The following is a 21,305-nucleotide window of genomic DNA, read 5'->3' as shown; positions in this document are numbered from 1 at the left end:
CGCCTGCCCGTCGGCCCTAGCCCTTGGCTGAGGCGATCCGCTGCGCACCGAGGTGCACCAGCGTCGCCAACTGGGCGATCCCCGTCCAGATAGGAGTGTCCCCCGAGTAGCTCTGCAACGGTCGCCACGCCTCGTGGAGCGGCGTCGTGGACTGGATCAGCGGTCGCTCCCACGGATCCGTGGGCCGGTCGACGACGATCCGCGTCTCCTCGGGATCCATCAGCTGGATGTAGAAACGGCCGGGAATACGGTCCTCACCCTCCACCCGGCGCATCGTCTGCTCCCAGGTGCCGAGCGGACCGTCCAGCGAGCTGACCGCGAGCCCGATGAACGTCGACTCGGCGGTGATCCGCTCGTCGACACGGTTGCACATCTGCGGGGGCTGACGCGGGTCCAGTCCCCCGTTGTCGAGGTAGTGCCGCGCCGTCTGCGCGAGGTCGTACAGCAACCTGGGCAGGTACGACACGTCCTCGCCGGCCTTGTCGAGACGAGTCGCCGCGCCCACCTCGAAGACCGGACGATCCGATGTGGAGCCCACGACCGGCATCGCGTAGAGGAAGGCGAATCCGTAGGGGCACAACGGGTTGCGTCGGCGCTGCGCCCACGCGTGCCGGCCGTGCATCGTGTTCATCAGCCCGACCCGGCTCAACGCCGAGGACCGCAACGACGCCCAGATCCGCCGCGTCTCCGGATCGCTGATCGGGGGCGCGGGCGGCGACTCACGAGCGGCCGGCGACGGATCCACCGGTGGCGGCGCGTACGCCGAGGGCGCGGATTGCCAGGGAATCGGTGGCGGCTGCTCGACCGCCGGAGACGGCATCGCGTTCGGGGGCGCCACCCAACCATGGCGGCCGACCGTCGCCGACGGCTCCGGAGGGAGGGACGATTGGCTGGCCGGCTGCTGGTCCCAGGGGACCGCCGTCGCCCTTCCGGCACTCGCCGCCGCTCTCCAATCCTCGGCGTTCCCCGCAAAAGGACCCGAGCGAGTTCCTGGCCTGTCGTACGCCACGGTGTTCAGTCCCTCCAAAGACGACACCACAGCCTCTCATCGCACACACACCGCGATCAACCATGCACCGCGAGTCGGCTTGATCGCGATTCGGAGACGGTTGCCTGGACGTCGACGTCATGGTCCACTCATCGCTGAGTCGCCTATCAACGGAGAGCCCGTGACCTCCCCCACCAGCGTTCCCGACGACCTTTCCCTCAACGCTGAAATCGAGCATCTACGCGCCGCTCTGTCAGCACGCAGGTCGATCGGCTTCCCGGCCGCAGTGGATATCGACTATGGACCCGTGACCTCGCTGTTCGGATTGTTGATCAACAATGTCGGTGATCCGGATACCGACCCCGACACCGGTCACACCAAGGCTTACGAACGGGAGGTCATCGACTGGCACGCGAACCTCTTCCGCGCCCCCTCCGACGATCGGTGGGGATATCTGACCAGTGGTGGCACCGAGGCCAACCAGGCGGCCATTCTGCTCGCCCGGGACCGGTTCGCGGGTGCGAACCCGGTGCTCTACTACAGCCAGGCGACCCATGACTGGATCCGCAAGACCGCCAGCATGCTCAACCTCCCCGAGGTGGTCATCCGCACCGACGTCACCGGCGAGATCGACTACGACGATCTACGGGGTGAGTTGGCCCGGCGTCGGGACCGACCGGCCATCGTGGTGGCGAACGCCGGCACCACGGTGACCGAGGCGGTGGACGACCCGGCCCGGGTGCGTCGCGCCCTGTCCGAACTGGCGATCCGCAACGCCCACCTGCACGTCGACGGCGCGCTCGCCGGCGTGCCGTTGGCCCTGCTGCCGGACCGGCCGGTGGCCATCGATCTCGGCGGCGTGGTCGACTCCGTGGCCATCTCCAGCCACAAGTTCTACGGCACCACCGTGCCCGGCGGGCTGGTGGTGACCCGCCGTTCGCTGCAACGGGCAGCACGCCGGATCTCCTACACCGCCACGACCGACAGCACCATCAGCGGCTCCCGCTGCGGCCAACTGGCGGTCCAGATGTGGTACGCGCTGCGACTGCTCGGCGAGGACGGGCACCGCGAACGCGCCGAGCGGGCCCGCGAGACGGCCCGGTTCGCCCACTCCCTGCTGGCCAGCGTCGGCTGGCCCGCCTGGCGCAACGTCCACGCGTTCACGGTCTACTTCACCACGCCGCCACCGCCGATCTCCCGCCGCTACGGCCTCTCCAACGCCGACGGCGGCATCAGCCACCTGATCTGCATGCCGGGTGTCACCCGCCAACAGATCGAGGCGCTCGCGGCCGACATCGCGACCGTACGGGGCACCGAGCAGCCCAGCCCGAGCCGCGGCGTCCGGCGACTCGTGCCGGTCGCACAGCTGCCCCTGGCCGCCGATCGCACCTGAACCGGCGACCACACCCGACCGGTGACACACGCCCCAGGGCGACGGCCTACTCCTGCGCGGGGCCGTCGCCCGCGGTGGCGGCGCGCATCTCCTTGAGGACGAACGTCGCGGCCTTCTCCACCACCTTGATGCCCGCTTCCTGGCTGACGTGATGGTCGGAGAGCACGGCGATCAACCAGTCATGACGGTCCTCGACGATCCGTCCGATGCTGTTGACGATCCAGCGGCCGCCGTCGACGTCCGCGGTGTCCCAGCCGTTCTTGACGTACACGGAGGTGTTGCCCGGCTCCCGCGCGACGGTGACGCCCCAGCGCTGCTCGGGGATCACCTTCTTCATCAGGCCCATCACGAAGGAACGGTCCTGCGGTGTCAGCGGTCCCTTCGCGGACGTCAGCGCCGTCAGCAGACGGAGCTGGTCGGCGGCCGTGGTCGTGGTCATTCCCCAGTGCTGGTTCGGCTTGGTCTCGCGCAGACCGAGTGTGCGGTTCGCGGCGGTGAGGCCGCGCGAGCGGTCGATCTTCTGCCACAGGGCCACCGCCGCGTCGTTGTCACTCGACACGATCATGGCTTCGGCCAACCGTCTGGTCTCCGACCCCAGGGCCTTGCCGGGCGGCGTCTGGCGCAGCAGAAGCGCGGCGAGAATGTTGACCTTGACGATGCTGGCGGTCTGGAAGCGCGTGGCACCGGCCGTCACCGTGGCCGTGCCCTGTCGATCCAGCGCCGCCACCGCGAGGTGGCCGTCGTACCGGTCGACGAACGCCTCGATCCGCGCCCGCGCCGGCTTCATCAGGTCGACGGCCGGCGTGGTGGGGACCGGACCGGACGGCGAACGGCCGGGTGACGCGTCAGCTCCGCCACCCTCGTGCACGCGCGTGGCGCCGAACGCGGCCGTCGCGATGCCGGCGAGCGACACGGTGGCGGCGCCGACGATCCAACGGCGTGGCAGCTTACGACCTCCCCGCTCAGCCAAGACGGGCCACCGCCTTCGCCGCGATCGAATCCACCGCAGCCTGGTTGCCCAGATCGGGCAGGCTGATCGTCGAGACCGTCTCGTCCCGTTTCACCATGACGAAGTACCTAGCGGTAGTAGTGGGGGTGGCGGTGTGGGCGATGCGGCCCCGGACGAGCAGACCGGCACCGCCCAGATAGTGCGGGTCGATGAACTCGAACGAGACCCGCGATCCGTGCACCAGGTAGCTGGCGCATCGCCGCAGGACCTGACGGACGTCGTCGACGTTCCGCTCGGCCCAGCCGGGCTCGTACGTCTCCACGATGTGGTGGGCCGGCGACGAGCCGTCCGGCAGCCGGTAGTAGCGCTCCACGGCAGCGCGCCGGTGGGACTTCGCGGGGTAGTCGGCGCTCCGGTAGTCGGGGCAGTCGTCCTGCTCCCACGGCCAGGGTGGCAGCCCGGGGCGCGCGTCGTCGGCATGCCAGCCCGTACCGAGGTCACCGGCTCCCAGCAGCATGCTCAGACCGCTGGGCTCGACGCGCACGGCGGGTGACCCCTCGGGGCGGTCGCCCGGATCCCCCCGCTGACACCCCGCGACCAGCAGCACCAACGTCGACAGGGCCAGCGGCACGACCACGGCCGGGACTCGGCCTCGACCGCGAACCGGGCCTCGACCGGCCCTGCTGCTCGATACGGACACCGAACCTCCCACACACAGATGACTGCCACCGCGGGCCGCGTCGTCGCGGACGATGCGTGTTGGCATCCGCCCCGCCCGCACGGGACAGGCGCGGCCGGTCAATGGCGCTCCTCGGCGAACAACTCGGAACGGCTCTCGCCGAGCAGCTCGCGCAGCCGGCTGAGCGAGCGCATGCTCTGACTCTTGACGACGGCGGTGGAGACGCCCACGACCTCGGCGGTCGTCTCCACGCTCAGGTCGTCCCAGTAGCGCAGCACGACGATCGCCCGATCGCGCATCGGCAGGGTGGCGACCGCGTCGAGCAACGTCATGCGCAGCTCAGCCGGATGTTCCTCGCCCCGGTCCGGTGGCGTCGACATGGCCAACTCGCTGCTGGAGCGACGCCGCTGCTGATCGATCACACAGCGCAGCAGCACCTTGCGGGCGTACGCGTAGGGGTCGTCCGCCCGACGCACCCGCCCCCAGTTGGCGTACACCTTGGCCAGCGCGGTCTGGGTGAGGTCCTGGGCGAGATGCCAGTCGCGGCACATCAGGAACGCGGCGTCGCGCAGGCGACCCACGGCCGCCTGCGCGAATTCCACGAAGTCCTCGTCAGCCATCCGACCTGGCCAGATTCGAGAACTTCTTGGCGCCCATGGCGACGATCTCGACCGGCAGTCTGGTCCCCCAGGTCGGGTTGGCGGCGATCGCGATCGCCTCGTCCACCGAGAGGACGACCGGCGCGGGCGAGTTCCCCTTGCCCGCCCAGGCCAGGCAGGTGGAGATCAGCACGTCGACCTGAAGGCCGTTGCGGTGGTAGACCGTGATCATCTTGTCCTGGATGCAGTTGCCGGGCACCTCGGTCAGCTCCACCGTCCCCGGTACCGGATCGCCACCGAGGCGGTCCTGGTGGATGGAGAGCCGCACCATGCCGGGCCCGTCGCCCCGATCCAGGTAGATCTGGACGAACGGCATGCCGGGGCCCGCGCCGCCGCTGCCCAAGCTCGCCGCACCGCTCGTCGTCCCCTTGGGCAGGAGCCGCGTCAACAGTTCCAGGGCAGCCTGCGGTGTGGTCGTCTGCAACTCACCGTCCGGCCCGGCACCGATTCGCACCGTGTCGATCACCGTCGTCGTGGGGGTCGGCGACGTGCCCACCCCCGGCGCCTGGGGTTCGTCCGGCTCGAAGCCGCCTCCCGGGGTGCTGTCGAGGGTCTGCGCCGGGGACGGCGTGGGGCTCTCGACCGCCCCACCCGGCGCACCGATGTCCCACGTTCCGGGCTGACCGACCTGGGCGTCACCGCCGAGGCGGGGCCCGATCGCCAGGCCGATCAGGAGCAGCACCACCAACGCCGATCCGCCCGCGCCGAACTGCGCCAGTCGACGCCGACGGCGCAGCCGTCGACCCTGCACCATCGACTGCTGGACCAGATCACCCAGTGGCGGGGCGACGTGTCGGGCCAGTTCGTCCCGCATCCGCCCACGCACGTCCCCCACGTCCCTTACCCCTCCTTGGCCGCCCGCCGGCCGTGACCATCCGTCACCTAAGAGACGTGCGAGGGGGCCATTTTGGTCGCAGTTATCCGGCACGAATTTCGGTCGCCCGCCGCGCCTGCGAACCGCGCTTTCAGCTTGTGATCGGCCACTTCCGGAGCGTTACATCAGATGCCGGGATGATGCAGATTGACGGCAAGCTCGACCTCGCGAAGCCGCGAGATTATTACCGGGAGTAATCATTTCGCCGTCGGATCGTCGACACCATCAGCACACGGCCGGGGTTGACATTGCCGCAGGTCATGTCTCATCGTGTTGAGACAATGCTTGCGACGTATGAGGGAGGGCGGCATGCGCGAGGCGGATCACGCGGAAGCCGGACGGTGGCTCACCCGGCACGGTCTGACCGATGCCGAGCCCACGCCGCTGCTCGCGGCGCGACTGGCGGTACGGCGGCGCGCGAAGCTCGTCGACAGCGTCCTGCTCGCCACGTTCCTGATCATTGCCGCACTGACGCACGCGCTGGGACGACTCGACCACGACGCGTTCTCCTGGCCGCCGCTGCTGGTGCTCTCGGCACTGGTGCTCGGACTGCTGATCGGGCAGTGGCTGCTCGGCGGGTGGGTACGTCGCGTCGACCGGGCGGCCGGCGCGCGACTGTCCCGGCGGGTCGCTCATCCGGTCGCGCTCGGCTGGCCGGTGGTGCTCGGTCGGCCGCACGCCGCCTTCGCGGTCGCCACGCTCACCGGCGCGGTGCTGCTCGCGGTGAGCGTGCTGCCCCTGCCGGACCCCGGCCTGCGGTACGGAGCGGCAGTCGTCCTGATCGGCCTGACCGGTGTCGCGATCGGCATCGTCATGCAACTCCGTCAGATCCTGACGACCCCCGCGGTGGCCGAGGACGAGGCGTCGCTCACCGCCGACGTCATCATGCGGGTTGAGGACGCCCGCCACCTCGTCACACCGAGCCTCGTGTGGTCGCTGCCGGCCATCTTCCTGTACGGCGACTCGCTCGGCTGGTGGAACGCCGTCGCACTGGGGCTCGTGCTGGCGGGCGTCGGCGCGCTGGGCCTGATCGAGGGGCGGACCACGGACGTCGGGACGACTGCGCGGCGCGCCATGGCGGTCCGATGATCGTCATCGACGCGGCCGCGCCGACGCCGCCGTACGAACAGCTCCGGGCCCAACTCGCCAGGCAGATCCAGGACCGGACGCTCGCCGTCGGCACGCGACTGCCGACGATCCGCCGACTCGCGGCCGACCTCGGTCTCGCCGTGAACACCGTCGGACGGGCGTACCGCGAGCTGGAGGAGGCCGGGCTCATCGAGACGCACGGCCGGGCCGGCTCGTTCGTCTCGGCCGGCGGCGAGCACTCCCTCGAACAGGCCCGCCGCGCCGCCCGCGACTACGCGGCGGTCATCGCCCGCGTCGGCATCGACGCCACCGAGGCGATCCGGATCGTCAAGGCTGCCCTGGGCCAGGCCTCGACGCCATGACCGTCCGGGCCGACCTGAGGGGACGCCAACCGGGCGCTTGTCAGCCGTCGGCAGCGGGTCGGTGGTGCACCACCAGCTCGCCGATCTCCAACCGGCCGACGCGCAGCTCCCGCACCACCGCCCGGCGGATCGCCAGCCGACCGATCACCAGCGCCCCGACGGCCACCGCTCCGACCGCCAGCGCCCCCAGGGCCAGCGCACCGAGCGACGCCGCCCCCGCCGCCCGCGCGCCGGTGGCCGCCGCGCCCGTCGCCACCGCGCCGTCCACGCGCGCACCGGTCAACCGTCCCAGCCGAACCTGTCGTCTCATCGCTCCATTGTCCGCACACCACCGGTCGGACGCCGCCCCCACCACCCGTTTGTCACCCATGGCAGTGGTCGTCCGCCGCCAGGGTCGGGGACTTCCGGAACCCGCGCCGCACCCTCGACGACGTGCGCGGGAACCTCGTCGCCGTCGGTCACCCGAGCCGTGCCGGTAGGGGCCGGCGAAGGATCCGCCGGCCCCTACCGGGCGGGTCACCGTCCGTACAGCTCGAATTCGTAGAGCGAGAATCCGTACGAGGTGGCCCGCTTGACGCCGTACACCCGCACGTAGCGGGCCGTGACCGGGGCGAAGGTGACGTTGTCGACGCCGCCGTTGCCGCCGGTGGTGGTGAACACCGGGGTCCAGGAGCTGCCGTCGCCGGAGACCTCGATCCGGTACGAGGTGCCGTAGGCGGACTCCCAGCGCAGCACCGCCCGGCTGACGGTGCGGGCCGCGCCGAGGTCGACGCGGAGCCACTGGTTGTCGTTGTAACTGCTGGCCCACCGGCTGCTCAGGCTGCCGTCGACCGCCTTGTCCGGCGTGTAGCTGGTCAGGAACTGGGTGCTCGACGCGGTCGCCGGACGCCCCTGGGCCAGGTTGGTGATGTCGTCACCCCGCCGGGCCGGGAACGAGACGACCTGCTGGTAGGTGGGACGGTTCTGCCAGGCGATCACCGGGTGGGTGATGCCACCGAGCCCGGACTGCGCGATCGAGTCGGCGCACCACTGGTCACCGGCGCCGCAGGACTTGTCGCCGGGGTAGACCGTGCCGGCCGGCACGGCGGCGGCCTGACCGAGGGCGTCCAGAAGGGACTGTCGGCAGGCGCCGAGGTTGCCGTTGCCGCAGTACGCGCGGCCCAGTCCGCCCGCCACCTGATCGCCGAGGACGGTGCGCACGTCCTTGTCGACGTAGCCCCACCAGCCGTACTGGAACGACGAACCCTTGTGCGCCTGACCCTGCAACGCCCAGCTCGCGGTGCCGTCGCGCCCGCCGTTCTGGCCGCCCGACGGCGCCTCGTTGACCTCGATGGCGTCCACCAGCGCGGCGTAGAGGTCCGGCCCGAGGCCGGGCCGGAACTCGGCCGACGCCAGCAGCGGCCACCACGCGTCGAAGATCCGGATGGCGTCGGCGTGCTGGTAGACCTTCGAACCCGGGGACGTCTCCACCCGGCGGGCGCCCGCCTGCTGCCAGGCGCGCAGCTTGCCCACCGCGTCGGCCAGCGCCGGATCGGTGACCGGCGTGCTGTCGAGCACCCGCAGCAGGTCGCCGAGGACCTGCTGGCCGCGCAGGTCGGTCACCGCCGCGTCCGCCATGATCTTGACGACGTCGGCGCGGCCGAGCTTGCGCTGGGCGATCGCCGCCCGCACCGGGCCGTCGAGAAGCTGACCCCGGTGTACGGAGCCGAAACTGAAGTTGCCGTCCGCCGCCCCGAAGTCCCGCGCCTGCTTGTTGTTCCAGCTCACGTAGTAGTCCTGGTTGACCGACTGGGGGTGGGCCGACGTCGGGGCGTACGTGGCGTCGTTGGTGTCCGGGTTCCAGCCGGCCCACTCGTACGCCGGCTCGGCCTTGGCCGGCAGGTTCGGGTCGGTCACCGACGACCGGACCGGGTTCGAGCCGGAGTTGTAGTACGCCGCCTCGGTCGAGTTGACGTAGAACCAGTTGAACGCGTACCCGACGCTGGCGGCGGACGCCTGGAAGGCCGCCGCGCTGCCCATCGCCGTCGGGTCGTTGAACGCCTGGAAGCCGATCGCCGAGTCGGCCTCGTGCCGGTAGGTGGAGCGCAGCTTGGTGAACGCGGTCGGCTGCCCGTTCACCAGTCCCCGGTAGGAGACCAGCCCGTACTTGGTGCGCAGCGCGCGCAACGTGTACGAGCCGGCGGGGGTGGAGTCGGCCAGCGTGGGCGACCAGGAGTTGCGCTGCTCCAACGCCTCCATGGCGAGGCACTGCCCGTGGTAGAGGTAGCGGTTGGACCGCAGCGTCGGCGCGGTGCCGTCGGTGGTGCACAGCGGCACCGCGTACGTGTCGGTCAGGTCCTGCGAGGCGGAGGTGGCGCTCCACGCGTAGTCCTGGCCCCGGCCGAGCAGCACGTAGAGGTTGAGCCCGGCGAACGCCGCGCCGCGTGCGCTGATGCCGGGCCCCTGCAACTCCTGGAGCATGAGCAGCTGCGGCGCGAAGTAGCCGGTCTGCGGGCCGAACACGGCGACCGGGTTACCGGTGGTGGTGTGCCGCCCGGAGACCACGACCGCGTTGGACATGCCGTGCGCGCGCAGGTTGGCCAGGCCGCCGATCAGCTCCTTGGTGGCGGTGCTGGCGCCGGTGCGGGAGGCGGCCCCGCCGCTGGCGTCGTAGGCGAGCGGCTCGGCGACCACCGTCCCGGCGTCGGGCAGCACCGCGCTGGTCGCGCCGGGCGGCGTCGCCCCGTATGGGAAGCTCTGCCCGTCGTGCAGGGTGAGCACGGTCTCCGGGTCGTTCTGCGACCGGAACGACGCCCACACCCGGTCGCCCTCGGTGACGCCGTACTTGGCTCGGGCGGCCACCCGGACCAGAGCGGACTGGATCTCGCTGCCGCCGCCCCCACCGAACAGGCCGCCGATCACGCCGGCGGTGGCGATCAGGTCGGTCATGGTGAAGTGCTTCGGCTTGCCGGCGCCGGCGAGCACGTACTCCCCCGGGTAGTTGTCGTCGGCGATCGACTTGTCGATGTAGGCGTTGATGCCGGCGATGTAGTCGGCGACGTCGGTGTAGAGCTGCTGACCCCGAACGCCCTTGGTGCGCAGCGCCTCCACCTGGGCCTGGAGGTCCGCCTCGGTGTAGGGCGAGTTGGCCCAGACGCTCTGCTCCAGCTCACGGTTGCCGGGCGCGCCGCCGGCGAACGAACTGACGTTGCCGCGTCCGACGTGCCGCAGCAGGTCCATCACCCAGAGCCGGTCCTGCGCCCCGGCGTAGCCGGCGCCGAACATGGTGCCGCCGCGGGTGGTGCCGGTGACGTGCGGGACGCCGGTGGCCTTGTCCCGCACGATGGTCACGTCCGCGCGCGGCGAGACGGTGCTCTCGACCTGCGCGGCCGGTACGCCGAACGAGGCGTCGTTGTAGAAGTGGGCGATCTGCTCGTCGGTGAGCCCGGCGTAGTTGTAGACCAGGTTCGCGTACTCGTCGAGCTGGTCGCTGGAGTGCGCGGGGCGGGTGCCGAGCGCCTGGTGCGCCAGGATGGCAACCAGCGTGGCGTTGCCGTTCTGTCCCGGGGGCAGGATGTCGGAGCACTGACCCAGGCAGTAGTCGTTGGCGGTGAAGGTGGTGGCGGCGAGCGCCGGTGACGGCGGGATCACCGTCAGGACGCTCGCGGTCAGGGTGGCGGCGGCGAGCGCCGCGAGGCGGGCACGCAGAGCGGTACGGGGCATGGCGATCCTCCGGGGACGCGGAGTCGGGCCGTTCGGTACGCCCGGCTTCCGGTGCCGACGTCTCGCCCTCCGTGCCGGGCGATCCACCCGGAGGTGAGAATGACTCACATCGATCTCCGGGCAATGATCGGCGCTGAACCGTCGTTAGGGATACCCGTCGTTCACCACGCGCCAATGTCGACGTTTCGCCATCTTCCGGTGTTTCCCACCCCGGCGGACCCGTCGACGCTAGGTCAGGCGTTCGCGGCGCGCACCGTCAGCCGGGGCATCCGGCGGGGTGACCCGATCGGGCCCGCGGCCACTGCCCACGTTCCGGCGGGGGTGCGATAGTGCCCGCATGACCGATCAGCGGGCGGACGGGACCACCGAGCCGATGTCCGCCATCGGACCGCGACTCGTGGTCACCGTCCTGAGCTCGGCCGTCGCCGGCCCGGTGCTGCTGGCGTACGGGATGGCGCTCCTCTGGTTCAGCCCCGAGATCACCAGCCCCGGCGGATGCCGCCAGGAGACCGGGGGGTTCGGCCCCGACAGCGGGACGGTCCTCTGGGGACTGGCGTGCGCGGCCGGCGTCGCCGGCGTGCTGTGCTTCGGCGTGGCGCTGGCGCGGTTGCACACGAACCGGCGCTGGTGGCCCTGGCTGGTCGCCGCGGCGGCGATCCTGGCCGCCGGATCGCCAGCGGTGGCGGGCCTGCCCGACGCGGCCTGGTGTCCACCCCTGCCCTAGCTCGTCAAGGCGTGGCACACCCGCCGGCTTCTCGACGGCCGACAGGCTAAAGCCACCCGAGCAGGTCCGGTTGGCGAGATTGCCGCCCGCCCGCGCTCAGTCGTGCACCTGCCGTGCGACGAGCGCTTCGATGCCGTCCAGCAGCAGGCCGAGCCCGAAGGTGAAGTCGGCGTCGTCGATCCACTCCTCGGCGGCACCCAGCGCGTCCCCGCCGACGGCCCTGGTCAGCTCCGGGTAGCGGTCAGCGTCGAGCACCTGCCCGAGGATCTCGCCGTACTCGGTCAGCCCGGCGATCGAGTCGTCGGTGGCGGCCGGACCGGCGCTCAGCGCGTGGGCCAGGGCCGCCTGCTGGGTGGCGTACCCACTCAGCACGGTGGCGATGTTGATCCGTGCGCCGTGGGCGAGCCCGGTCCCGGCCAGCGCGGCGAGCGCGCGATCCAGCCAGCGCAGCAACCGGGGCCCGGTGGGCGGGGTGCGCTGATCGAGCGCCAGCAGCCACGGTCGGGCGAGCAGGAAGTCCCGGTTGGCGCGCGTCCACTCGGACAGGTAGTCGCGCCAGGCGCGCCCGTCCAGCGCGGGCGGCTCGGGCGCTGCCGCGTCGGCCATCATGACCAGTAGTTCGTCCTTGCTGCCGACGTAGCGGTACAGGGACATCGCCGCCACCCCGAGCTGGCTCGCGACGCTGCCCATCGTCACCCCCACCAGACCCTCACGGTCCGCGATCCGGATCGCGGCGTCGACGATGCTGCCCAGTTCGAGGCTGGGCCGGGGGCCGTGCCGGGCGCTGGTCTCACGACCCCACATCCGGGCCACCACTGCCGGAAGCCTCCGTTGCGCCACGTCCGAATCTCCTCGCTCTTCACCCGGGGGTCTTGCCTGCACTCTAGATCTCAGGGACTCTGTATCTCGTACGCTGTAGCTCATACGGAGATGGAGATCGTGATGACCACGCGGGTACCGGGCGGACGTCTCCACGACGTCGACGCGATTCGAGGCTTCGCCCTCCTCGGCATATTCGTTGTCAACGTCACCTTCATGGCCTCCGGCTATCCGGGAAACCTGGTGACGGACCCCGACTTCGCGTCGGGCCTCGACGACGCCGTCCGTACCTTCTCCTCGGTCTTCGTCGACATGAAGTTCTACGTGCTCTTCTCCTTCCTCTTCGGATACAGCTTCACCCTCCAGATGACCGCGGCGAGCAGGGCCGGCGCGGCGTTCCCGGCGCGCATGCTCCGCCGGATCGGTGGCCTCTTCGTCCTCGGTGCCCTGCACACCGTGTTCCTGTACGGCGGCGACGTCCTCACCACGTACGCGGTGGCGTGCCTCGCACTGCTCCTGCTGCGCAGGGTGGCCGACCGTACGGCGCTCCGCATCGCGGCCGCGCTCTACGCGCTCGTGCTGATCAGCCTGGTCGCCAGCGCGCTTCTCGTGGACCGCTCGGCGTTCCTGCCCGGCGAGGCCGAGGCGTTGGCGAACGGCGAGGAGGCGACCCGGGCACTGCTCGGCGGCTGGACGGCGAACATCGGCGAGCACCTCGCCGGCCTGCCCCTGCTGGTGCTCCAGGCGGTCACCCTGCAGGGCCCGACCGCCCTGGCCCTGTTCCTGCTCGGCATGGTCGCCGGACGCCGGCAGTGGCTGAGCCGTGCCTGGGGCAACGAGCCGGTGCTGCGCCGCATCCAGTGGATCGGGTTTCCGGTCGGCCTGCTCGGGGCGGCCGTCTACGCGGCCGGCGGCGGCAACGGCAACACTCTCGGCGTCGCGGCCAGCGTCTCGACGGCGCCGCTGCTGGCCGCCGCCTACGTGGCGACACTGCTGCGGATCATGCACAACCCGCGGACGTCGGTGGTCCGGTCGGCGCTCGCCCCGGCCGGCCGGATGGCCCTCACCAACTACCTCGCCCAGTCGGCGGTCGGCCTGATCGTCTTCACCGGCATCGGCTTCGGTCTCGCCGGAACGTTCTCCCCGCTGGCCCTCCTCGCCTTCGTCCTGGCGGTGTTCGCGGCCCAGTTGGCGGCGAGCGCGCTCTGGCTACGGCGGTTCCGCTACGGACCGGTCGAGTGGGCACTGCGCTGGCTCACCAACGCGCGCCGTCCGGCCCTCGTCGCCCGAGCGGATCAGGCACAGGCCGCCGAGGACGGCGTACGACGGCGGGACCACGCGTCCTCGACGTAGCGGGCGCGGTCAGGGTGTGCGGACGGCGTACCGGTGCAGGGTGACGCCCTCGGCGAAGGAGCCCTGTTCGAGCAGGTCCAGCTGCACCGATCGCGCCAGGTCGTCGAAGAGCGGCCGGCCCGTACCGAGGATGACGGGGTGTGTGAAGAGGAGCAACTCGTCCAGCAGTCCCGCGCGGAGCAGCTGGGTGGCAACCGTCGCGCCACCGACACCGATGTCGCCGTCCTGCTCCTGGCGGTACCGGGCGAGCAGTTCGACGGCATCGCCGTCCGAGCCGATGGTCCGGGTGCGGTAACCGGCCTCGGTGCGGGTACGGGACACCAGCACCTTCGGCTTCGTCGTCCAGATCTCGCCGTACTCGCGCACGTAGTCGGGCAACTCCTCGTCGTCCCGCGCGGCCGGCCAGTACCCCTCCATCGTCTCGTAAATGGTGCGCCCCTGGACCATCGACGTCAGCGCCCGAGCCCGCGCGTTGAACTCCCGGTGCAGCGGCTCGCCGATGCGCAGCCAGTTCCCGGCACCCTCCTCACCCGGGGCATGCTCGATCCGAAGATCGAGAGAGACGTTCATCCAGTACACGAAACGGCCCGACACGTAACCTCCCGGTGAATGGGTCTGCCCCTACCTGGCCCGAGGCTACGGTCGCCCGCCGACATCCTCGGCTCGAACGATGCCGGAGCCGTCTGGTCACAGGGGTGACGGGTCATCGCGCAACCGGCTGTAGAGCCACCCGTCCCGCCAGGCGCCGGCCCGGAACTCGCAGGCCCGCAGGACTCCCTCCAACTGGAAGCCGGCCTTCTCCAGCGACCGCTGCTCGGCGACGTTCTCGGCATGGGTGCCGGCCTGGATGCGCTGCGCCGGGGTGTGGCTGAACAGGTAGTCGCAGAGCAGCGCCTGTGCCCGCCAGCCGATGCCCTGGCCGCGCCACTCGGGCAACAGCACGATCCCGATCTCCCAGTAGGGTGCCCGACCTTCGAACTGGCGCTGGAGGTAGCTGAGGAAACCGGCCCGCGGGTCGGCCGCCGGCTCCACCTGCACGATCAGGCCACCGACCCGCTCACCGAGATAGCCGTCCTCGGCGAAGCGTCGGGCCGGCGCGGCGGCGTCCCGGAAGCCGGCCCAGTCGAGCCCGATCAGCCCGGGTTCGACCGCGAACCGGCGCAGCATCTCCAGGTCGTCCTCGGCCACCGGGCGCAGCCGCACGGTCGAGTCGGACGTCTGGTGCACGACGCCGACCACCGGCGGATGGGAACTGTTCATCCTGGCGACCGTAGCGACGGGCCCGGCGGCTCGCTGTCCCGGTGGGGCAGGGCTGCCCACTTTCAGCCGTCAGTTCGCCAGGTGACCGGTTGCCGTCAGCAGCGCCCGGGTGAACCGGTTGAGTTCGACGCCGGGCAGCCGTGTCGGGGTGAACCAGTCCAGCTCGCTGATCTCCTCCTGGTCCGGGGCCGGTGTCCCGTCGACGATCACTGCCTGGTAGACGGCGGTGACGTACGCGACCTGGTCGCCGTTGGAGTAGGTCACCTCGTAGTCCGTACCACCCAGCACGTCCAGCAGCCGCAGCCCGCCGATCTGGACGCCGATCTCCTCCCGGACCTCGCGCACGGCCGCCTCGGCCGGCGATTCGCCGATCTCCACCGCGCCGCCCGGCAGACCCCACCTGTCCGGACTGCCGGCGTGGCGTACCAGCAGAAGCCGCTCGTGTTCGTCGACGAGGACGACCGACACCGACGGCAACTGGATCAGCTCGGGGCCGATCACCGCCCGCAGTCGGGCCAGGTGCGCGGACATGCCCATCAGCGCGGCCCCGGGTGACCCGAGCCCGAGTGCACGCCCGCGGCCGGCAGATTGACCCGGGAGAGGAGACGGGTGCCCATCTCACCAGTGAAGCAGCTTGGGCCACCAGCCCGCCCCCGGCTCGCGGTCACCGCGCGAAGGGATCTACCGGCGCCGGACCCGCGAGACCAGTCAGGGGTTGATCAGTCTCCACTCGCCTTCGGAGATGACGTCGACGGTGCCATCGACCACCTTGATGGCGGTGTTGTCGTCGATGGCGTAAGTCGGGACCGGGATTCCGGCCGCCCACTTCTCGATCGTGGACAGCGTGGCGTCTGCCATCTCCGGATGATCGAGGTGGGGGTACACCGTGAAGTCCACCAGGCCCAGCGCCCGGTCGGCGTCCTGCGCCATGTCGCTGCCTTCGGGGACGAATCCCAGGTCGAACTCCGCGTCGCAGTTGTACGGCGTGACCGCGATGCTCCCGGCGCTGACTCCCACGTAGACCGTGTGACTCAGCGACGGCAGGAGGTCGGCCAGGCCCGACTGGCGCAGCCAGTGGGTCAGGTACAGCACGTCGCCGCCCCAGACGAGCAGGGCATCGGCCGCCTGGACCGCCGGGATCCAGTTCTCTTCTCGAATGGTCGGCAGCGCGGTGAGTTCCAACAACCCCACGGACTTCCAACCGAGCTGGGTCAGCGGGATCGAAGCATGGCCCTGGACCGCCTTCCAGGCCCGCTCGGCACCGCCGGGGAAGGGATGGACAGCGGTGGGGATGAACAGGGCCGTGGACTCGGCGATCGGTTTGCCCAGCAGGTCGACGAGCGCGTCGGAGATGCTCGGGTTGCTGATGCCCCCCGACGTGAGAAGGAACCTCATGGCATCCGCCCTCCCGGTCGTCACCTGACGACGATCATATTGCCCACGAGGGCCGGCGACCGGGGCCGCCACCGGCGGCCCCGGCCCAGGTTCAGCTCCCGCAGATGCCGTACCCGTTGAGGCTCCACGAGCCGGCGAGCCCGTCGGCGTCCTCGTCCGCCCGTACCCGAACGGTGTTCCCCCCGGTGATGTTGATCGCCGTCAGCAGCACCTGACCGTTGCCGGCGTTGATGTCGGCGCCCGCGCTGAAGAGGCCCTTGCCGGCCGGGCACGACTTGATGGCGTGGTCCGACGGATTGCTCGCGCTCGCCCCGGTCAACGCGACCCGCTCCAGACCGGCGGGCGCGTTGGCGCAGACCGCGATCGAGGTGGCGCTCCAGCCGGCCGGCGCGGTGCCCTGCACGGCGACCGCCCGGACGGTCACCGACGTCAGGTCGAACGACGGCACCACCTGGTCGAGCACGACGTCGCCCAGGCCGCTGTTGACCCGCCCACCCATACCGATGACCTTCTTCGTCCCGCAGCTCGCCGTGACGTACTCCGTCCCGACCGCCCCGGTCGTGGCCACGACCTGGTAGCCGGCCGGTGTCGTGGCGCACTGGGCGACGGCCTGCAACCCCCAGTCCCCGACGAAGTTGACCGGGCCCACCTCGCGCATGGTCACGAAGAATCCGGTGCCGTTGGCCAGCGGCTCCAACCGGTCCAGCCCGACCCGCCCGGCGGCCGACGAGCCGGCGGGGAGGAACCCTCCGCCCCCGGTGACCACCTTGCCCGCCGGGCAGGACGCGAACGCCGACTTGTCCGCGCTGCTCTCGGCCGCCGATTGGGTGACGGTCTCCAACCCGGGTACCGCCCAGGCCGGTGCCGCCCAGCCCATGCCCGCCACCACGGCAGCCGTCGACACGACAGCCGTCAGCACGCCCCGCCCCCTGGTTACTCGCATGTCGCTCTCCTCATCCACAGTGGCCGGCGTCGAGCCGGCCCGCCTCCCCCCGGACCTGCGGATCCGGCGGCTGAGGAGAGCCTGGGCGGGGCCGCTTGGCGTCCGCTATCCGACCGCTTGGCGCGGGCCGCGCCGGTCCCGCCATCCATAGACTGTGGTCGTCCCATCACGACTGACGAGGAAAGCCATGCGGTGGTCAGTCCTCGGCCCCGTCCAGGTGACCGCCGGCGGGCGGGTCCTTCCCATCGACCGCCCCCAGCAATGCGCGGTGCTCGCTCTGCTGCTCCTCAACGCCGACCGGCTGGTGCCTCTCGGGCAGATCGTGTCGGCGCTCTGGGCCGACGAACCGCCGGCCAGCGCCCGGACCCAGGCCCAGGTCTGCGTCTCCCGGATCCGGGCGGCCCTGCGCGGGGCGGGCGCGGCCGACCTGCTGACGACGCAGAGCGGCGGATACCGGCTCACCGTCCGCGGGACCGAGCTGGACCTCACCGAGTTCACCTCGGCGGTCGAGCGGGCCCGCGTCGAGGAGGCGGCCGGCCGACCGGCAGAGGCGGCGCGACTGCTGCGTGACGGCCTGGCGCTGTGGCGCGGGCCGGCGCTGGCGGGCGCGGCCGGCGCCTTCGTCGACGCCGCCGCCGCCGGCCTGGACGAGCAGCGGTTGCTCGCGTACGAACGGCTCGCCGCCGTGGAACTTCACCTCGGCCGCTTCGCCGTGACCGCGCGTGCGCTGCGTCCGCTGGTCGCAGAGCATCCGCTGCGGGAGCCGCTGGTGGCCGGGTACCTGCTCGCGTTGGCCGGCTGCGGCCAGCAGGCCGCCGCGCTGCGACTCTACGTCGAGACCCGCCGACGTCTCGTCGACGAGTTGGGCGTCGAGCCCGGCCCCGAGCTGAGCGCGGCCCACCTGCGGGTGCTGCGCGGGCGCACCCCGGTCGCGCCCGAGCCCGTGCCTGCGGGACCCGCCGGTCCGCCTCCGGCGCAGCTTCCCGGCGACCCCGCCTGGTTCACCGGTCGCTCGGTCGCGCTGCGGCAACTCGACGCGCTGCTGCCCACCGACCCGGAGGGCGCCGCCCGGGCCGGCGAGGCGGGCGGGCCGGGTCGGGCGGTGGTCATCTCCGCCATCGCCGGCACCGCCGGGGTCGGCAAGACCACCCTCGCGGTGCACTGGGCCCACCGGGTGGCGCACCGGTACCCGGACGGGCAGCTCTACGTCAACCTGCGCGGGTTCGACCTGGACGGCCGGGCCGTGTCGCCGGGCGAGGCGCTGCGCGGCTTCCTGGAAGCACTGCACGTACCGCCCCAGCGGATACCCACCGACCTGCCCGGGCAGGCTGCCCTGTTCCGGACGCTGCTCGCCCACCGCCGGGTCCTGGTGCTGCTCGACAACGCCCGCGACGACGAGCAGGTGCGGCCGCTGCTGCCGGGCTCCCCGGGCACCCTGGTCGTGGTGACCAGCCGTAACCGGCTCACCGGCCTGGTGGTCAACGCCGGGGCCCACCCGGTGACATTGGACCTGCTCGCCGCGGCGGAGGCCCGGGAGCTGCTGACCGCCCGGCTCGGTCGGGGGCGGGCCAGGCGCGAAGCGTCGGCGTTGGACGAGATCGTCCGATGCTGCGCCGGCCTGCCGTTGGCGCTGGCCGTCGTCGCGGCCCGCGCCGTCGGGCAGCCCGACGCTCCGTTGACGGTGCTCGCCGGCGAACTGCGGGACAGCGACCCGGATCGGCTCAGCCCCTTGGCCACCGGCGACCCGATGACCGACGTGCGGGCGGTCTTCTCCTGGTCGTACCGGGCTCTGGACGCCGACTCGGCCCGGTTGTTCCGGCTGCTCGGGCTGCACCCCGGTCCCGACGCCGGTCGGACGGCGGTGGCCAGCCTCGCCGGCCTGCCGCCGGCCCGGGTCGGCCCGCTGCTCGCCGGCCTCACCCGGGCGAACCTGCTCACCGAACGCAGCGTCGGCCGGTACGCGATGCACGACCTGCTGCGCGCGTACGCCTCGGAGCTGTGCCACGACACCGACCCCGAGGCCGAGCGGGAGGCCGCCCGACGCCGCCTGTTCGACCACTACCTGCACGCCTCGCACGCTGCGGACCACCTGCTCGACCCGTACCGGTTGGCGCGACCGGCCGCGCTGACGCCGCCCGCGCCGGGAGTGACGGTGGGCGACCGTCCGGAGCACGGGTGGGCGACCGGGTGGTTCGCCGCCGAACACCACGTCCTGCTGGCCTGTGTGGAGCGGGCGGCGGCCACCGGCCTGGACCGGCACGCGTGGACGTTGGCGGCGGCTCTCACCACGTACCTCGATCGCAGCGGACACTGGCCGGAGCTCGCCGCCGCGCAGCGGACCGCGCTGGCGGCGGCGCGGCGTCGGGGTGACCGGGCCGGTCAGGCGCTGGCCCACCGCGGCCTCGCCATCGCCTGCACCTGGTCCGGCGAGCACGAGGCGGCGCACCGGCACTACCGACGCGACCTGGAGCTGTACCGCGAGTTGGGCGACGATACCGGACGGGCGCACACGCACCTCGGGGTGAGCTGGGTGCTCGCCCGGCAGGGCCGGCTGCGGGCGGCTCTGGACGAGACCCGGTTGGCCCTGGACCTGTACCGGGCCGCCGACTACCGGGTCGGGCAGGCCAAGGCGCTCAACAATCTGGGGTGGATGCACGCCCGGCTCGGCGAGCCAGGGCCGGCGCTGCACTGCTGCCAGTCCGCGCTGCGGCTGCACGAGGAGACCGGCGACCGGCACGGCGCGGCGCTGACCTGGGACAGCCTCGGGTACGTCCGGCACGGCCTCGGCGACCACGACGAGGCGGCGGACTGCTACCGGCGGGCGTTGGCGCTGCACCGGGAACTGGGCGACCGGTACGACGAGGCGGAGGTGCTGGACAACCTGGGCGACAGCCTCCGGGCCGCCGGTGACCTCGACGCCGCGCGCCGGGCGTGGCGGGAGGCGCTGAGCATCTTCGACGAGCTGCGCCATCCGGACGCCGACCGGCCCCGGGCCAAACTGGCCGCCCCCGTCCCGATGGCGTCCACGGGCGGTGGCGAGCTCTGACCACACCGCCGCGACCGGTGCGTTCGTGTCGGTCGGCCGTGGCACACTCCCGCGCCATGGACGTTGACGAGTTCTGGGCGCTGGTGGAGTCGGCCGGGGCGGAGGTCGGCAGTCGGACCGACGACGACGGCGAGGCCGTCGCCGCCGCGCTGGTGCGGCGGTTGGCGGCCACCTCACCGGAGAACATCCTTGAGTTCGAGGAGCTGTTCGACCACCTCCAGGACGCGCTCTACCGGTGGGACGTCTGGGCGGCCGCGTACCTGATCGGCGGGGGATGCTCGGACGACAGCTTCATGGATTTCCGGGCGGGAGTCATCGCCCAGGGGCGCGGGTGGTACGAGCGGGTCCTGGCCTCCCCCGACGGCCTGGCCGATCATCCCCTGGTACGGCGAGCGGCAGCCGGGGACGACGAGGGCGCTCTGTTCGCCGAGTCGGTGAACTACGTGGCCAGCGAGGCCTACGAGCAGGTCACGGGTGACGACGACGCCTTCGACGCGGCGATGAACGCCCGTCAGCAGGGTGCCGACGGTGTCGACGCGGCCCGCGAGGCCGACATGGGCGAGGACTTCGACTTCGACGACGATGACGAGATGCGGCGTCGACTGCCCCGGCTGGCCGCGCTGTTCCTCGACGCCGACGACTGAGCACGCCGCCTGAGCACGCCGCCGCGAACCGACGGCAACTCGACGCGCATCAACCCCTCCTGACCAGGCATTCTTGGCACATGGACCATTCCACGAACCTGGCTCTGGAGGTACGGACATGTTCACCACGAAGTTCTGGAAGGCCACCGCCGAGCGGGCGGTGAAGAGCGCGGCGCAGGGTCTGCTCCTCTACTGGGGCGCGGACGTGGTGTTCAACGCGTGGCAGGCGGACTGGGCGGCAGCGGGCGGCATCGCGTCCGGTGCCGCCGTGCTGTCGGTGCTCACCTCGCTGGTGAGCGCGCGGGTGTCGGGCGAGGGTGACTCGCCCAGCCTCGTCGGCGGCGAGCAGTAGCCGCAGCCCACTGCGGACGGTCGCGCCCTCGCCGACTCCGGCCAGCGGGGGCGCTGCCGCGCCCGGACGAGGTG

At 71.8% G+C, this 21,305-nt stretch carries 21 protein-coding genes; 8 read left to right on the top strand and 13 right to left on the bottom strand.

The features are described from left to right. Positions 1-16: 16 nt before the first annotated feature. The gene (locus ACN263_RS07775; protein WP_422739125.1) at positions 17-838 is read right to left on the bottom strand and encodes a hypothetical protein; all 822 of its coding nucleotides are present in this window, start codon (positions 836-838) and stop codon (positions 17-19) included. Between the two features lie 172 nt (positions 839-1,010). Between ACN263_RS07775 and ACN263_RS07770 the strand changes: the two genes are divergently transcribed. Next, positions 1,011-2,381, top strand: a complete 1,371-nt coding sequence (locus ACN263_RS07770; protein ID WP_422739124.1) for a histidine decarboxylase — start codon at positions 1,011-1,013, stop codon at positions 2,379-2,381. Between the two features lie 46 nt (positions 2,382-2,427). Here the strand turns inward: ACN263_RS07770 and ACN263_RS07765 are convergent, their stop codons facing one another. The 4 genes from ACN263_RS07765 to ACN263_RS07750 form a co-directional block, all read right to left on the bottom strand. Next, the gene (locus tag ACN263_RS07765; protein WP_422739122.1) at positions 2,428-3,351 is read right to left on the bottom strand and encodes a serine hydrolase; all 924 of its coding nucleotides are present in this window, start codon (positions 3,349-3,351) and stop codon (positions 2,428-2,430) included. Further along, positions 3,344-3,967: a hypothetical protein gene (locus tag ACN263_RS07760; protein ID WP_422739121.1), complete on the bottom strand. Its 624-nt coding sequence runs from the start codon at positions 3,965-3,967 to the stop codon at positions 3,344-3,346. The genes ACN263_RS07765 and ACN263_RS07760 overlap by 8 nt, the downstream gene beginning before the upstream one ends. A 161-nt stretch (positions 3,968-4,128) precedes the next feature. After that, positions 4,129-4,629, bottom strand: a complete 501-nt coding sequence (locus ACN263_RS07755) for a SigE family RNA polymerase sigma factor (protein WP_422739120.1) — start codon at positions 4,627-4,629, stop codon at positions 4,129-4,131. Further along, complete coding sequence (locus ACN263_RS07750) at positions 4,622-5,503, bottom strand: hypothetical protein (RefSeq protein ID WP_422739118.1); 882 nt, start codon at positions 5,501-5,503, stop codon at positions 4,622-4,624. Before ACN263_RS07750 ends, ACN263_RS07755 begins: the two co-directional genes overlap by 8 nt. Before the next feature lie 348 nt (positions 5,504-5,851). On the opposite strand from ACN263_RS07750, the gene ACN263_RS07745 reads away from it, so the two are divergent. Next, a complete protein-coding gene (locus ACN263_RS07745; protein ID WP_422739117.1) occupies positions 5,852-6,631 on the top strand; it encodes a hypothetical protein in 780 nt (259 codons plus the stop codon). Beyond that, positions 6,628-6,993 carry a GntR family transcriptional regulator gene (locus ACN263_RS07740; RefSeq protein ID WP_422739116.1) on the top strand — a complete coding sequence of 122 codons (366 nt, stop codon included), beginning with the start codon at positions 6,628-6,630 and terminating at the stop codon, positions 6,991-6,993. The genes ACN263_RS07745 and ACN263_RS07740 overlap by 4 nt, the downstream gene beginning before the upstream one ends. Positions 6,994-7,033: 40 nt before the next feature. Here the strand turns inward: ACN263_RS07740 and ACN263_RS07735 are convergent, their stop codons facing one another. Together ACN263_RS07735 and ACN263_RS07730 are read right to left on the bottom strand one after the other, a co-directional pair. Continuing rightward, positions 7,034-7,303, bottom strand: coding sequence for a hypothetical protein (locus tag ACN263_RS07735; RefSeq protein WP_422739115.1), 270 nt, complete (start codon positions 7,301-7,303; stop codon positions 7,034-7,036). 206 nt (positions 7,304-7,509) lie between these two features. Then, complete coding sequence (locus ACN263_RS07730) at positions 7,510-10,695, bottom strand: penicillin acylase family protein (protein ID WP_422739114.1); 3,186 nt, start codon at positions 10,693-10,695, stop codon at positions 7,510-7,512. Positions 10,696-11,032: 337 nt separating this feature from the next. On the opposite strand from ACN263_RS07730, the gene ACN263_RS07725 reads away from it, so the two are divergent. Next, complete coding sequence (locus ACN263_RS07725) at positions 11,033-11,419, top strand: hypothetical protein (RefSeq protein WP_422739113.1); 387 nt, start codon at positions 11,033-11,035, stop codon at positions 11,417-11,419. 96 nt (positions 11,420-11,515) lie between these two features. Here ACN263_RS07725 and ACN263_RS07720 read toward each other — a convergent pair whose 3' ends face one another. Continuing rightward, complete coding sequence (locus ACN263_RS07720) at positions 11,516-12,259, bottom strand: TetR/AcrR family transcriptional regulator (protein ID WP_422739112.1); 744 nt, start codon at positions 12,257-12,259, stop codon at positions 11,516-11,518. A 102-nt stretch (positions 12,260-12,361) separates the two neighbouring features. Between ACN263_RS07720 and ACN263_RS07715 the strand changes: the two genes are divergently transcribed. Next, entirely contained in the window at positions 12,362-13,591 is a 1,230-nt protein-coding gene (locus ACN263_RS07715; protein ID WP_422739111.1) for a DUF418 domain-containing protein, read from the top strand. 9 nt (positions 13,592-13,600) lie between these two features. Here ACN263_RS07715 and ACN263_RS07710 read toward each other — a convergent pair whose 3' ends face one another. The 5 genes from ACN263_RS07710 to ACN263_RS07690 all read right to left on the bottom strand — a co-directional run bounded on the left by ACN263_RS07710 (position 13,601) and on the right by ACN263_RS07690 (position 17,189). After that, a complete protein-coding gene (locus ACN263_RS07710) occupies positions 13,601-14,161 on the bottom strand; it encodes a dihydrofolate reductase family protein (RefSeq protein ID WP_422739110.1) in 561 nt (186 codons plus the stop codon). A gap of 117 nt (positions 14,162-14,278) precedes the next feature. After that, positions 14,279-14,851 (bottom strand): GNAT family N-acetyltransferase, encoded by a 573-nt coding sequence (locus ACN263_RS07705; RefSeq protein WP_422739109.1) that lies wholly within the window; start codon positions 14,849-14,851, stop codon positions 14,279-14,281. A 69-nt stretch (positions 14,852-14,920) separates the two neighbouring features. Further along, a complete protein-coding gene (locus ACN263_RS07700; RefSeq protein ID WP_422739108.1) occupies positions 14,921-15,382 on the bottom strand; it encodes an NUDIX domain-containing protein in 462 nt (153 codons plus the stop codon). 177 nt (positions 15,383-15,559) lie between these two features. Further along, on the bottom strand, positions 15,560-16,246 hold the full coding sequence (locus ACN263_RS07695) for a Type 1 glutamine amidotransferase-like domain-containing protein (protein WP_422739107.1): 687 nt from the start codon (positions 16,244-16,246) through the stop codon (positions 15,560-15,562). A 91-nt stretch (positions 16,247-16,337) separates the two neighbouring features. Continuing rightward, positions 16,338-17,189 carry a hypothetical protein gene (locus ACN263_RS07690; protein WP_422739106.1) on the bottom strand — a complete coding sequence of 284 codons (852 nt, stop codon included), beginning with the start codon at positions 17,187-17,189 and terminating at the stop codon, positions 16,338-16,340. A 187-nt stretch (positions 17,190-17,376) separates the two neighbouring features. Here ACN263_RS07690 and ACN263_RS07685 point away from each other — a divergent pair, with 187 nt between their 5' ends. The 3 genes from ACN263_RS07685 (at position 17,377) to ACN263_RS07675 (ending at position 21,231) form a co-directional block, all read left to right on the top strand. Continuing rightward, on the top strand, positions 17,377-20,235 hold the full coding sequence (locus ACN263_RS07685) for a BTAD domain-containing putative transcriptional regulator (RefSeq protein ID WP_422739105.1): 2,859 nt from the start codon (positions 17,377-17,379) through the stop codon (positions 20,233-20,235). A gap of 56 nt (positions 20,236-20,291) precedes the next feature. Beyond that, entirely contained in the window at positions 20,292-20,879 is a 588-nt protein-coding gene (locus tag ACN263_RS07680) for a DUF4240 domain-containing protein (RefSeq protein ID WP_422739104.1), read from the top strand. A 118-nt stretch (positions 20,880-20,997) separates the two neighbouring features. After that, positions 20,998-21,231 carry a holin gene (locus tag ACN263_RS07675; protein WP_355052950.1) on the top strand — a complete coding sequence of 78 codons (234 nt, stop codon included), beginning with the start codon at positions 20,998-21,000 and terminating at the stop codon, positions 21,229-21,231. Positions 21,232-21,305: the final 74 nt, after the last annotated feature.

The organism is Micromonospora sp. WMMD729, from assembly GCF_049315225.1.
Lineage (GTDB): Bacteria > Actinomycetota > Actinomycetes > Mycobacteriales > Micromonosporaceae > Micromonospora.
Note: the sequence above shows the minus strand (reverse complement) of the source record. Positions and strands in the feature narration are given on the sequence as shown.